Consider the following 14,472-nt stretch of genomic DNA (forward strand, 5'->3'; position numbering starts at 1 on the left):
CAAAGCAATAACGCTGCTTTAGCGTGCAATAAACCTTTCGGGGAAGTCGGGAGAGAGGTGCTTAACGTCGTCATAGCGGCCAAAAAGGCGATAGCGGTTGCGGGCAATAAGGTTATATATCGCGTTGCTTACCGCATCGGGGAAATAACGCAGCAGCGCAAAAATACGCCAGCGGCTGTGAAGGTTTTTTATTACGCGACAGATTGCCTGGGCGCGCAGCCAGTGTCCGTTTTCACCAATCAGCACGATGGTGCGGATATCGTCAACGGGCATGCTGACATGACGCAGCAACGTTTTGCCCTCCTCACTCTGCACGGTGGCAAACCGTACCCGCCGATCCAGCCGGTGTCGCAGCAAAAATGCCACCCATCCATTGCAGAGTTTGCACACGCCGTCGTAAAGCACTACCTGTTCACCAGGCCTGAGATAGGGAATAGTCATGTAAGCGCCCACGGGATGAAGCGGCGGCATCCTCCTGACGCCGCCAGCCTGCATTAATCGATCAACTTCTCCAGGGAAAGCGGCAGATCGCGAATGCGCTTGCCGGTTGCGTGATAAACAGCATTACTGATGGCCGCAGCCATACCCACAATACCCAGTTCGCCCACGGCTTTTCCGCCCATCAGCGTGGCGTGATGATCCGGCTCACCCACGTCGATAGTGATAATTTCCGGTACGTCAGCGTTAACCGCAATCAGATAATCGGCGAGATTATTGTTCACGATGCGGGCGTTACGCGGATCAACCGCCCCGCCCTCCAGCAGCGCCTGACCGAGCCCCATCACCATTCCGCCAATCCACTGGCTGCGCGCCAGTTTCGGATTATAAAGCCGTCCGCTGTCAAAGGCAGAGACCATACGTCTGACGCGCACCGTACCGAAATCCTCGTCAACGCGCACTTCAACAAACTGCGCGCCCCAGCTGTGTGAAGAAAATTCTTCCGGTGTGGTCATCCGCGACATCGAGTGCACCGCTTTATCCCGCTCTTCTGCGCTTTCGCCCGGCTTAAAGGTGCCGTCCGTTACCGCCAGCGTCTCTTCACCGCTCAGCCGCACCAGATCGCCCAGCGACACCGCACGCTCCGGCTGACCTTTCAGGCACACGCCTCCCGCGCAGAGCGTCAGCTGTTCAGCGTCGGTCTGCGGGAACGGCGCATCTGAAGAATCACCTGCCAGCGCGTAGAGCCGGTCACGCAGCGCCACCGCCGTCTTATGCACGGCACCGGTCAGGTTGCCGGCCAGCTGCGAACCGCCCGCCACGCCGGCACGCGGCAGCCGGGTATCACCCAGTTCAACTTTAATGCGGGTAGAGTCAAGACAGAGCACTTCTGCCGCAGTCTGCGCCAGAATGGTGTAGGTTCCGGTGCCGATATCAGCACCTGCACTCTGCACCACCAGCTCACCCTGACTGTTGAGGATCAGGCGCGCCTCAGCCGGGGCTTTGTTTACCGGATAGGTTGCCGTTGCCATGCCCCAGCCTATCAGCTCGCGGCCTTCGCGCATTGAGCGCGGTGCCATAGTGCGATCTTTCCAGCCGAACGCTTCAGCCGCTGCGCTGTAAGCCTCTTTCAGACGGCGCGTACTCCACGGCAGATTTTCCTGCGGATCCTGTTCTGCATAGTTGCGCAGACGCAGCTCCAGCGGATCGATACCCAGCGCATAGGCCATCTCATCCATCGCCACCTCAAGTCCGAACGCGCTCGGGTTCTCGCCGGGCGCACGCATCCAGCCTGGCGTAACGGTGTTGATAGCAGCCACATAATGACGCGAATAGACGTTTGGCACATCGTAGATACGTCCGGTGACTTTGTTCGTCCCTTCCGCGAACGTGTCAATGAGCGAGGTATCGCTCAGTCCTTCATGCAGGATCGCCAGCAGTTTTCCATCCTGTGCGGCACCCATCTCAATAGTCTGCTGCGTCGCCGGACGACCGCCCAGTCCGGTAAAGGTCTGCGGGCGCGACAGCGCCACTTTCACCGGACGCGTCAGCGCGCGCGATGCCACGCAGGCCAGCGCCACATGGGTATAGGGCACGGGTTTTGATCCAAAACCGCCGCCCACATAGGGAGAAATCACCCGAACCTGCTGCTGCTCAATGCCGAGCCATTCAGCTATTTCAGTCTGTGCTCCCATCACCCACTGGCTTGGCTCCCATACCGTGAGCGCATTATCCTGCCATGAGGCGATGCAGGCGTGCGGTTCCATCGGCATGTTATATTCACGCGGTGTGGCGTAGCAGCTTTTGATTTTCACTTCTGCCTGCGCCATCGCCTGCTGCGCATTACCCATTTCAACGGTAGCGCTCTCCTGGCGCTCTGCTGCCGGATCGTCCATCCAGACCAGCGGCTTCGCTTCCTCATAGCGCACTTTCACGAGGCTGGCAGCCCAGGTCGCCTGCTCAAACGTTTCTGCCACCACCAGCCCGATGTTCTGACCGTTATGAATGATTTTGTCATCCTGCAGCGGTGTGTAGGTAGACTGCGCCGCGCCGCCGTCAGCAATGGCGGTGGGCTTGTTGATCTTCAGCGGATTGAGATGGGTATAAATCGCCACTACGCCAGGCTGCTGTTCCGCCTCTGCGGTGTCAATATCCGTCATCCGGCCGCTGGCGATAGTGGACTGCACCACCACGCCATACAGCATATTCTCAGGCTGATACTCCGCCGCATAGCGCGCGGCGCCGGTGACTTTTACCACGCCGTCGCCCCGACTGCGTCCGGCACCGAGTGCCTGATAGTTCTGTTCCTGCTTGTCCATACAATTTCCCCGTTACGCCTTGCCGCCAGCCTGAAGTAGTGCACGTGCAATCACGCGCGGTGTCAGCACTTTTTTGTGCTGATTCTGCGGCAGGGTTTTCGCATCCTGCACGATACGCTCTGCGGCACGACGCAGCGTCTGTTCATCAAACGGCTGGCCGCGCAGCGCCCCTTCCACCTGCTGCGCCCGCCAGGGTTTTGTCGCCACGCCGCCGACGGCGATACGCACGTCGCGGATCCGGTCGCCATCCAGCTCAATACCGACAGCAGCGCTGGCGGCAGCAAACTCATACGAGCTGCGATCGCGCACCTTCAGGTAGTGCGAATGTTTAAGCGCGGCGGTGCGCGGCAGTTCCACCGCGATAATCATCTCATCGCTGGCGAGATCGTGCTCGAGATGCGGCGTATCGCCGGGGAGCAGATAGAACTGATCGATCGGGATACGGCGCTCCCGCTGTGCGGCATTGCGCACGATAACCACGGCATCAAAGGCGGTCAGTGCGACAGCCAGATCGCCCGGATAAACCGCAATACAGCTGTCACTGGTACCCAGAATGGCGTGGTTGCCGTTAATGCCCTCCAGCGCGGCGCAGCCCGAGCCCGGATTGCGCTTATTACAGGCGCTGAACGTATGCGGATCGCGGAAGTAAACGCAGCGGGTACGCTGCAGCAGGTTGCCGCCGATGGTGGCCATGTTACGCAGCTGCGGCGACGCCGCCTGCCACAGGCTGTGATAAATCGCCGGCGCTTCACGCTGACACTCTGCGTGATGCTCCAGTTCACTCATGCGCGTCAGCGCGCCAATGCGCAGGCTGTCAGAGCTGAACGCAATTTCACGCATCTCCTGCAGGCCGCTGATATCCACCAGCGCTGCAGGCTGTTCCACGTCACATTTCATTAAGTCAATCTGCGTGGTGCCCCCTGCCAGAAACCGGCTGCTGGCACGCTGCTTCTGCTGCAGCGCCTGTTCAGGGCTGCTCGCCGCAAGGTAGTCAAACGGATTCATCGCGCCTCCGAACTGAGATCGGCGGCGGCCTGCTGAATAGCGTCGACGATATTAGGATAAGCACCGCAGCGGCAAAGATTACCGCTCATATATTCCCGGATCTCATCGGCAGATCCGGCATGTCCTTCGGCAATGCAGGCGGCGGCAGACATGATCTGCCCCGGCGTGCAGTAGCCGCACTGAAACGCGTCATGCTCCAGAAAACGCGCCTGAACCGGATGCAGCGTGCCATCAGGTCGCGCCAGACCTTCAATAGTGGTGACCTGCTGCCCGTTGGCCTGTACAGCCAGCGTCAGGCAGCTCAGCACCCGCTTGCCATTGATATGCACGGTACAGGCGCCGCACTGGCCCTGATCGCAGCCCTTTTTTGTACCGGTCAGCGTCAGGTGTTCACGCAGCGCGTCCAGCAGCGTCACGCGCGGGTCGACGCTAAGTTCAATGGGCTGCCCATTGACTTCGAGGTGCAGTTGTATGTTTTCTGACATGGCTCATTTCCAATAGTGAAAGAATCGATCGGGATGCGCGTTTAGGATCTCTTAATAGCGTGCGCACCCGCTAAGTCTAGACGCTGAGCGCATTTCGGAAGGCGTTGTCAGAAAAAAGGACAAACTTTGTGAGGGATTAGCGCAAAAATGCCATAGCGCAAAGGGCTATGGCTGCCGGAACGGGCTTACTGGCGTGCTGCAAGGCCATTTTTATGGCGCACAATGTCCGCCATAATCGATAGTGCGATTTCTGCCGGCGTTTTGCTGCCAATATCCAGCCCCACCGGCGCGTGAATGCGCGTCAGCTGCTCAGGGGTCAGTCCGGCGATCTCCGCCAGACGCGACAGCCGCCGGCTGCTGTTGCGCTTCGAGCCCATCGCGCCGAGGTAAAATGCCGGCAGCATCACCGCTTCCATCATCGTCAGGTCATCGATTCGCGGATCGTGGGTCAGTGACAGAATCGCCGTTGCGCTGTGACACCCCTCACGCTCCAGATAACGGGCCGGAAAACAGCGTATAATCCGCACGCCAGCCTGTAACTCCGCACCCATATTCTCCAGCACCTCATCGCGATGCTCGCAGACCAGCGTCTCAAACCCCAGCGCCTGCGCAAAGTTGGCGCAGTAAATGCCTACGCTGGAGAGACCGGCGATAATCAGGCGCGGCGGCGCAGAGAGCGTCAGCGTAACCTGGTTGCCAGTAATGTGCGCTGCGGTCTGCTGCGTATAGGGGTGCGTCTCTATGCCGGCGCAGGGGTGCGGCAGCAGCAGCGTTTTACTGATGGCTTCGGCCCGAACCAGCGCATCGTGCATCTGACGAAGATAGTGAATGGATGCCGCTCCCTGCGGCAGCTTTTCCACCAGAATATCCAGCACGCCGCCGCATGGCAGTGCCCGGTCAGGCGTCAGCCCGCCATCGCCATAGCGCACAACAGCGCTCGCCTCGCTGAAAGCATCTGCTGCTATGCGCTGGCGAAAATCCTCCTCCACACAGCCGCCGGAGAGCGAGCCGCAGAAGTGTCCATCGGCGCGGATCGCCATCATGGCGCCCGGCGGACGCGGCGAGGAGCCAAAGGTGCTCAGTACGGTACAAAGCCATACCGGATGTGCTTCTGCCCAGTGCTGCGCGGTTTCAAGAACCTGCACATCAAGGTGATACATGAATTGCTCCGTCGTAATGTCCCCCTTTTTTACCTGCAGGGACCTGAATCTTCCTATGAGTAAATGTCACATTTGGCGTTTCGTCTAATCGGCGCGAAATTTTTCCCGCCCGTGACGTTTACCGGCCCCGCCCGCTGCGTCACAATAGCCGGTTCGTATAACGCAACCCTTTACAGGAGTGGTATGAAACCTCTGTTTGTCTACGGTACGCTGCAGCCCGGGCACGATAACGCCTGGCTTCTGGAGCAGATAGGCGGCGAGTGGCTGGCCGGCAGCGTCAGCGGCACCTATTATGCGCGGGGCTGGGGCGCTGCCGCGGACTTTCCCGGCGTGGTGCTCTCACCGGAGGGCGCGCGCGTACCGGGCTATCTGTTTTTCTCGCCGCATCTCGACGCGCACTGGCCGATGCTCGACGCGTTTGAAGAGGGATACGATCGCGTGCCGGTCGCCGTGACCACCGACCGGGGTGAGCAGATTAGCGCCTGGGTTTACGAGCTGCAGCCCGCGACAGAGTAACTATCCTTATCGGATCAGCTGATAAGGAGAGATTATGATTACGCTCTGTACTGCCTGCGGCACCTCTTACGCCGAACCGGCTCCCCGGCGCTGTCCCGTCTGTGAAGATGAGCGCCAGTTTATTCCGCCAGGCGGACAGCGCTGGATAGCGCAGGCGGATTTACGCGCCGCACATACCAACCGATGGCAGCAGCACCTGCCCGGACTGCTTTCGCTGCAGAGCCTGCCGGCATTTGGTATTAATCAGCGCGCTTTTCTGCTCTGTACCCCGCACGGCAATATTCTCTGGGACTGCATCGCTCATCTGGATGACGCCACCGAAACGCTGATCCATGCGCTGGGAGGATTGCAGGCGATAGCCATCTCTCATCCCCACTACTACACCACGATGCAGGACTGGGCCGCCGCATTCAGCGCACCGATCTGGCTGCATGCCAGCGACAAAGCGTGGATTATGCGCGACAGCCCGTGGATCCGTTTATGGCAGGAGGAGGAGCATGCCCTGCTGCCAGGCATCACGCTGCTGCGTCTTGGCGGCCATTTTGCCGGTGGCACGGTGCTGCACTGGCAGCGTGATTCGGGGGTAATGCTGAGTGGCGATATTTTGCAGGTAACGCCAGGCGCGGATGCCGTCTCGTTTATGTGGAGCTATCCCAATATGCTGCCGCTCTCTGCCCGGGTGGTGCGCGACATGATGCAGCGGTTGCAGAACCGGCATTTTGCCCAGCTTTACGGCGCATTTGACGGCCGTGAGATCCTGCAGGATGCCGATAGCGCCGTCGCACGTTCCGCGCAGCGCTATCTCAACTGCCTGAAGTAGCGCATAACTTATGCAGTAAAAGCATAAGCCACCTGTTAATTATGGATGTACAGACGTCTGGACGCATATTATAGTCCGGGGCTGACAAGAATAAGGATGCTGCAAACATGAAAAAATATTTACTGACCGCGCTGCTGGCCGCTTCTGTTACGCTGCTTAGCGCCTGCGACAATAATAACGACGAAAAAATCAAAGTTGCGATCAACAGCGGCCCGGATGAACAGCTCTGGCAGACAGTGAAGCAGGTCGCCCATGACAAATATAAGCTGGATGTTGAGGTGATTGCGTTTAACGATTATGTGCAGCCCAACGAGGCGCTCTACAATAAAGACGTGGATGCAAACGCCTTCCAGAGTCTGCCCTATCTTGAGATGCAGTCAAAAGAGCGCGGTTATAAATTTGCGGTAATCACCAATACCTTTGTATTCCCGATTGCCGGCTACTCCCGCAAAATTAAAAGCCTGAACGAACTGCCGGATGGCGCGACGATCACGCTGTCAAACGAAGCCACCACGCTGGGTCGCAGCCTGCTGCTGCTGCAGGCGCAGGGCCTGATTAAAGTGAATCCTGAAGCGGGTCTGCTGCCTACCACGCTGGATATCACTGCTAATCCTAAAAAGCTGAAGTTTGTTGAAGTTGATACGCCGCAGCTGGCACGCACGCTGGACGATCCGCAGGTCTATCTTTCCATCATCAATAACAACTTTGCGGCGCTGGTAAATCTCTCCGCCTCACGCGACGGTATGTTTATGGAAGGTAAAGCATCGCCATACGTCAATGCCATTGTGGCGCGTGAAGATAATAAAGAGAGTGCGAACGTGCAGAAACTGAAAGAGGCCTTCCGCTCGCAGCCGGTACTGGATAAAGCCAACGAGATTTATAAAGGCGATATTATCAAAGGCTGGTAAACGCTGCCTGCTCCACGCCTCTTCTCCGGAGAAAGAGAAGAGCGCGTCATTATTACGTTTTACTGCTCTTCTGAACTATCTGCCGTGGCGTCCCGTCCGGGCCGCCACGCTCTTTTTTAATTAGCAGGCATGATAAATGCAGCATCCGGCTTTGTGCATTGCTTCACAGTTACGGTAAATAATCCTCCGGTTAAATCCTGTAACTGTTTTTTGAATTCTGATCCAGTCAATAGTAAAGCCCGGAAATTAAATAAGTGTCATAACAGTCGGCTAACCTTTAAACCTGATAAAGAACAGGGTTATGCCTTCCTGTTTTTGATCACGCTGTTATTTTATCCTGTTAAAAATCGCCACCTCGCTTGTTTGCCTTCTGCGCCCGCAACGTCTATAAAACCAACAGAATTTGCCTTAAATATCGTCACGCCTGCCCTGCCTGAACATAAAGCCAGGCACTTAGTTCATGCTGAAAAACATTATTCGCTTCGTGCTGTCCGCTCTTTTAGCGCGGTGAATTCATCATGTTGCTGAAAAATCGTTTACCGGAGGATGTATGAGATTCACCCTGAATCCCATTGCGTTAGGAATAGTGGCAGTACAGACCGCGCTCTGCGTCCCATTTGCCAGCCAGGCTGCCGCTCTTGGTCCCTACAATCCCCGCGATAACGATCAACAAAACGGCGCGCTGATTGTCACCAGCGGCAGCCAGACCCTGACCGGCAATCAGGCATTTGAAACAGGCATTGATGGCGCAACAAATACGACGCTCGGGCAGGTCAGCATCGTCTCTGGCGCCGGATTTATCGATGGGGCGAGACTTGATACCGGCCCGCAAAATTTTGCTATTACCGTGCCGGATCTCACCACAGGCGGCAATACGACCTTTCAGGTTTTCGATTCAGCCAGTCTGGTAGCACTGGCACCGGTTAGCAGCACCACCGTGGTGCCAGACCTGCAAAACGTGAATAACAATCAGTATATTAACGCGCGCGTAGCGGATGTAACCGGCAGCGGAAGCTCGCTGGATGTCGCTATCGGGCAGAGCAATGCCAGCAGCAGTGCCAGTACCAATGCCTGGAGCATGGCGGCAAAAAACACCACGCTGTTTCAGGCCAGTAATGGCGGGGTGATTAACTGGAACAGCAATAACCGTATCACCTTCACCGGTTCAGCAGCAGATGTAGCCGGAAGTGGCGCAACTGACAGTCTGAGCGTGCAAAACCTCGCCACTTACCACGGCAGCTTCAGCGTACAAACGCTGGATGGCAGGCGCACCTCTTTTAACGTGACCAATGCCAGTCAGCTGCAGCGCTATAACAACTGGCTGGTGAGTCAGCTGCAAAACGGCAATCTCGCCACGGCCAGTTACCTCAGCGAATTTAATAAAGCCGTCACCCTCACTGATGAACAAATTGTTTACAGCGTCAGCGCCACGCCGCCGGATGAGATCACACAGCCCCTGGGTAACCGTATCGTGATCAATGCTGAGGGTGCTGGTTCACAGATTACTGTTGCCGCAGATAAAACGCTTGAGGCGGTCGGCGCGAACGGCGGTGCCGTGCGGGTTGCATCCGGTGCCAGCGCCACCATCGATGGCAAGCTGGCCAGCCGGGGTACGGCACTCTCGCTGGATGATGCCAGCGCAACTAATAGCAGCAGCGGGGTGATCAACGGCGGCTTTCTCAACCGGATTGACGGCACCGGTGTGGGCGCGGCCAGCAGCAACGCGACGGCGGTTACGGTACAAAACAACGGCAGCTTTACCAATAATGGCGTGCTGAACCTCGGCACCACCGGCAGCAATCTTGCCAATGGCGTCGCTGGTATCCGGCTGGATACCAGCGCGCAGGCGAGTAACAGCGGGAATATTAACGTTGGCGTTAATGGCTCGGCCGCACGCGGCACCACCTCTGGCGTTCTGCTCACGGCCGATAGCAGCCGCTTTACTAATAACAGCGCGGGCACCATTTACATCGGACGCGGTCCGCAAAACAGCCTGAGCGATAGCGTGGCGGAAACCGCGATGAATCAGAGCGGTCTGACCAGCGGTATTGCCCTGCTGGCGAATGGCAGCGCGATCAGTGAAGGCAGCATCGTACTGGGTTCCCGAGTGCAGAATGCGGCCGGCATGTCCGTCAGCAGTGCGAACAACGCCACGCTCATCAACAGCGGCACTATTGATGTTAACGGCAGTGCGGCGCGCGTGCCGCGCGAAAACACCGGCATGCTGGTCAGTAACAGCAGCGGTACACTGGAGAATCGCGGCACTATCAATCTCAACGGTGTTAACGGCACCGGCCTCAAAGTACTGGCTGGCAATGGCAGTACGGCGGCAGCGAGTTCCACCGGTACGATCAACGTGGCAGGCGGTGCCGATCCCGCCAGCGGCACACGCAACTTTGGCGTCTGGGTAGAGGGACAGGGTAGCGGCACAGCACAGGCTAATGTGGATGGGCGCATCAATCTGACAGGCAACGGTGCAATTGGCGTACACGCACGCGGTAATGCCACCGTGAATGTTACCGAGGATGCGATCCCGGCTTTCAGTACCGGCAGTCAGCAAATCGGCTTCTTTGCCTATGGTCCGAATGCGCTGATTAACGTAGCGGATAACAATGCTTTTGACGTCACCACCCGTAACTCCACGCTGTTTCGTATCGAACAGGGTGCCGAATTTGATGGTTCAGATACCACGCTGACTGCCTCCGGCGCGGGAAGCGTGGCGATCAACGGCACCGGTGCTGACGGCACCACGGTTAACACCCGTAACGCCACGCTGAACGTCAGCGGGATCGGTGCGACGGGCGTAAATATCGAAGGCGGTGCGCTGGGCAATATTGATGCTGCAACCACTATTAATCTCACCGGCAGCAATGCCATCGGGGCGATCGCCGACGGACAAAAACATACGCTGACCGGTGCCAGCAGTCGCGCTCCGGTTGCCGATACGCGACTTATTTCAGCGGCAGAGCTTGATTCGGCGCAGGACGCTATTACCGGCTATCTGGCGCGTAATCGCGCCCGGCTTACCAACAGCGGCAATATCATCTTCAGCGGCGCCAGCACCACCGGGATGCGCGTGGAGAGCGGTGCCAGCGGCAGCAACAGCGGCAATATCAGTATCAGCGGAGGCGGCAGCGGCATCGTGGTTAATAGTGCGGGCAGCACGTTTGCTACCACCGCCAGCAATAGCGGTAACATTGATGTCAATGGCGGCAGCGTACGTAATCGCACGCGCGGCGTGACGGCCAGCGGCGCACTGGCCGTAGCCACGCTTGATGCCGGCACGCTTACCCTGAATGGTGTCGGTGCAATGGGTGCTGAAGCGCTCAGCGGTGCACAGGTTAATATCGCCGCGGGATCAACGCCGATCTTTAACAACAGCAATCAGATCGCTTACCACGCAGCGGGTAGCGGCTCTCGTATCACTTCGGCAACGCGTGCGCTGGACATCACGACTGCGGGCTCCACCGGCTACCGCATTGACGAGGGGGCAGCGCTCGGTTTCAACGCCGCGAGTACGCTCAACGCCAGTGCAGCAAACGCCACCGGCGTCATTGTTTCCGGCAATGGCAGCACGCTAAACAGCACGAACGCCAGCTTTACCGCCAGCGGCGCAGGCAGTACGGCGGTTCGCATCGAGGGAGGCGCGACAGCCACGCTGGACCGCAGCAGCACGCTTAACCTGAGCGGCGAGAATGCCGTTGGCGTACTGGTGAATACGCTGCGCAGCGACCTCAGTAATGCGCTGGATGGCAGCGCTGCCGCAACGCGGGTTACCAGCAACGCCAGTATCCGCGGTGCCGGCGTTGGTGCCACGGGTTTCGATATCACCAATGGCGCTACCCTGATCAACAATGGTGCGCTTAGTCTGAGCGGAAATAACAGTATCGGCATCCGCTCCCGTGCCGGCAGTACCTTAACCAATAACGGTGTGGTCACAATCACCCGCGGCACCGGGCTGGATGTTGCCGGTCGCGGCAGTACGCTCGCGCAGGGTGGCATCATCACTGTTGAAAACGGCGTAGCCGGTGTGCGTATCAGCGAGGGGGCCAGCCTGGCGCTGACCGGTCGTAATACCGCAATTACCGCGCGCGGTACTGCCCACGGCATTTTACTGGACGAGGGGGCCGCCGCGCTCAGCGCCCGCGATGCCAGCATCAATGTCTCCGGCAGCGGCAACGGCATAGAGAACCGGGCAGAACTCAGTAATGTCACGCTCAGCAACCTGACGCTTAACGTCAGCAACGGCAACGGCATTCGTACCGGCGTGGCGTTTGATCCCGCTTCCACCGTCACGGCAAACGTCAGCGGCAACGGCAACGGTCTGAACATTGCGAATGCCGACGGCAGCACGACGCGTGGCGATCTGACGCTGGGTTCGGGCTACGTGTTCAACGTCACCGGCGCAGGCGGTAGCGGGATTCGGGCCAATACCACCGGTGATATTTTCACCGCTGCCAGCGTGAACATTAATAATGCCGCAGGCGGATCGGCGCTGATCTCCAGTACGGCTGGCACCATTGTGAACACCGGAACGCTCCGCTCCGCCAGCCTGAGTGCACCGGTTGTGGATTTACGCGGTGGTAAGACGGTGTTCGAAAACTTCGGCACGATTATTACCGCCACGCCGCAAACTCAGGCGGTGGCTGGCAGCAATGCCGATGACGTTATTTTGCTGACCGAAGGCGAAGTGCGCGGCGATATCAATCCCGGCGGCGGATCTGACACCTTTCGCTGGAGCGGCGGCTCGCTCAACGGCAGCCTGACAATGGGCAATGGTAACAACAATCAGGCCAGCGTCAGCGGCGTCAGCCTCAGCACCACTTACCATCTCACCAGCGGCAGCGGAGCCGGCAACAGTCTCACATTCAGCCAGATTGACGGGCGTGGCGGCAGCTTTAGCGCCGACGATCGCAGCAAGGGCGTCAATCTCGGCACCGGCTGGAGCACCATTAACTTTGCGGATGCGCGCTGGACTCTGACCGATAATCTGCAGCTGGCACGCAGCACCATCAACATTGACAGGGCATCCACCTTGTACGCGGGTAATAATGTACATCCGCTGCTGGCTGGCGGTACGGCCAGCTCGCTGGTGGTTAATAACAGCGGTACGCTGGACCTCACCAACGGTGCCGGTTCACCGGGCAATACGCTGGACATCAACGGCTCGCTGGTGTCGGCGGGCGGTCAGGCCAACCTGATCACCCGACTGAACGAAGGGGGAGCGCCAGGCAATCAATTTACCGATCGCATTAACGTGACCGGCAACGCCAGCGGTACCACGCTGCTGAATGTGCAGCCGGACGCAGCCAGCAGCGGTGCGCTGACCGATCTCAATCGCAACGGTGGCGTGGAAGGCAATGAAGGTATTTCGCTGGCGCAGGTAGGTGGTAACGCGGCTGCCGGCAGCTTTGCGCTGGCGGACGGCTATCTTGGGGCCGGACCGTGGCAGTATCGTTTATACACTTTCGCACCGGGCAGCAGCGATCCGGCGCAGCGCCTGGTCAGCGGCAGCGGGAACCGCTACTGGGATTATCGCCTGGCAAACTATCTCATTTGCGAGAACAGCAGCAGCTGCCAGCCTGCGCTGATTACCGATGCCTTTGGTAGCGAACAAACTTATGACGCGCGTCCGGCCGTGGTACCACAGGTGCCCTCTTATGTTTCAGCGCCCGTGGGGCTGGCTTATTATACCGCTGCCATTGTTGATGACCTGCATAAACGTCTGGGTGAGCTGCGCCACGGAGAGCGGCGCGCTGACGACAACGGCGGCGAGATGTTTCTCCGCTACATTGGTTCTGACCTGAAATACCAGAGCGATCGCAGCTTCCGCAATTACGGATACGATTTTGATCTCGATTACAGCGCAGTCCAGCTTGGTGGCAATCTGCTGCGGCTTGATGGCGATAGCGACTCCCTGCGCGGCGGTATAGCGTATACGCGCGGCAATACGCGCCTGCGCCCGAAGGCAGCGGATGGCTACAGCAGCACCACCTTTAACAGCGACAGCCTGGCGCTCTACAGCACCTGGCAACGTGATAACGGCTTTTATATGGATGGGGTGTTGTCATTTGACCGGCATCGTGGTGACACCAACATCGCGCGGCAAAAACAGGTGGCTAAGCTGAAAGGAGACGGCTGGACCGCTTCACTGGAGAGCGGCTATCCGTTTGCTCTGGGTGACGGCTATCAGCTGGAACCGCAGGCGCAGCTGCTCTATATGCAGCTAAACATGAATGATTTTACCGACAAGGATGGCAGCAAAGTGCGCTACGGCGATTATGACCAGACGATTGGCCGGCTGGGCGCACGCCTCGATCGCACCTGGAGTGATGAGCATCAGCGCCAGTATACGCCCTGGCTGCGGGCAAATTATTACAAAGGCTGGGGCGGCGCGGCGCGGACATCGGTCGCTGCTGCAGATAATCCGGCGCTGGGCGCGACGTTTACCAGCGGGCGTTTTGGTCAGATGTGGGAAGCGGGCGCGGGCGGCACGGTGACGCTGCGCAATGACGTTTCGCTCTATGCCGAAGCGGATTACCGTAAAGCGCTCGACGGGAACGGTGCCAAAGGATGGCGCTACAATGCTGGCGTACGCTGGCAGTTCTGAACCGGCCGGAGACACAGGACGCTCCCGACAGGTCGTCCCGTGTCTCCCTGTACCTGCTCTCCAGGCTGGCTGAGTCAGCACGCTGTTTATCTGGCTGTTAAACGCGCAGCGATATAAAAAACGCGTAAAAATTTGCGCTCCCGGCGTAAAAATGGTGTGTAAATATTCGCCACCCTCTCCCTGCCTGCGCCGAAAACCGCTATCTTCGCCGC

Annotated in this window: 9 protein-coding genes; 4 read left to right on the forward strand and 5 right to left on the reverse strand. The window is 58.4% G+C overall.

Annotated features, from left to right (window positions below):
- Positions 1-18: 18 nt before the first annotated feature.
- The 5 genes from DBY66_RS04005 to DBY66_RS04025 form a co-directional block, all read right to left on the reverse strand.
- Positions 19-441, reverse strand: a complete 423-nt coding sequence (locus DBY66_RS04005; RefSeq protein WP_040113881.1) for a DCC1-like thiol-disulfide oxidoreductase family protein — start codon at positions 439-441, stop codon at positions 19-21.
- A gap of 53 nt (positions 442-494) precedes the next feature.
- Positions 495-2,756 carry a xanthine dehydrogenase family protein molybdopterin-binding subunit gene (locus tag DBY66_RS04010; RefSeq protein ID WP_108569851.1) on the reverse strand — a complete coding sequence of 754 codons (2,262 nt, stop codon included), beginning with the start codon at positions 2,754-2,756 and terminating at the stop codon, positions 495-497.
- 12 nt (positions 2,757-2,768) lie between these two features.
- Complete coding sequence (locus tag DBY66_RS04015) at positions 2,769-3,761, reverse strand: xanthine dehydrogenase family protein subunit M (protein ID WP_040113496.1); 993 nt, start codon at positions 3,759-3,761, stop codon at positions 2,769-2,771.
- Positions 3,758-4,246, reverse strand: coding sequence for a (2Fe-2S)-binding protein (locus DBY66_RS04020; RefSeq protein WP_071668343.1), 489 nt, complete (start codon positions 4,244-4,246; stop codon positions 3,758-3,760). The genes DBY66_RS04015 and DBY66_RS04020 overlap by 4 nt, the downstream gene beginning before the upstream one ends.
- 185 nt (positions 4,247-4,431) lie before the next feature.
- Positions 4,432-5,406, reverse strand: a complete 975-nt coding sequence (locus DBY66_RS04025; protein WP_040113498.1) for an XdhC family protein — start codon at positions 5,404-5,406, stop codon at positions 4,432-4,434.
- Between the two features lie 183 nt (positions 5,407-5,589).
- Here DBY66_RS04025 and DBY66_RS04030 point away from each other — a divergent pair, with 183 nt between their 5' ends.
- The 4 genes from DBY66_RS04030 (at position 5,590) to DBY66_RS04045 (ending at position 14,260) form a co-directional block, all read left to right on the forward strand.
- Entirely contained in the window at positions 5,590-5,922 is a 333-nt protein-coding gene (locus tag DBY66_RS04030) for a gamma-glutamylcyclotransferase family protein (RefSeq protein WP_040113499.1), read from the forward strand.
- A 34-nt stretch (positions 5,923-5,956) separates the two neighbouring features.
- On the forward strand, positions 5,957-6,742 hold the full coding sequence (locus DBY66_RS04035) for an MBL fold metallo-hydrolase (RefSeq protein WP_071668344.1): 786 nt from the start codon (positions 5,957-5,959) through the stop codon (positions 6,740-6,742).
- A 107-nt stretch (positions 6,743-6,849) separates the two neighbouring features.
- Positions 6,850-7,650 carry a MetQ/NlpA family lipoprotein gene (locus tag DBY66_RS04040; RefSeq protein ID WP_071668345.1) on the forward strand — a complete coding sequence of 267 codons (801 nt, stop codon included), beginning with the start codon at positions 6,850-6,852 and terminating at the stop codon, positions 7,648-7,650.
- A 550-nt stretch (positions 7,651-8,200) separates the two neighbouring features.
- The gene (locus tag DBY66_RS04045) at positions 8,201-14,260 is read left to right on the forward strand and encodes an autotransporter outer membrane beta-barrel domain-containing protein (RefSeq protein WP_108569850.1); all 6,060 of its coding nucleotides are present in this window, start codon (positions 8,201-8,203) and stop codon (positions 14,258-14,260) included.
- Positions 14,261-14,472 lie beyond the last annotated feature (212 nt).

Source organism: Pantoea sp. RIT413 (assembly GCF_003057675.2).
Classification (GTDB): Bacteria; Pseudomonadota; Gammaproteobacteria; order Enterobacterales; family Enterobacteriaceae; genus Pantoea; species Pantoea eucrina.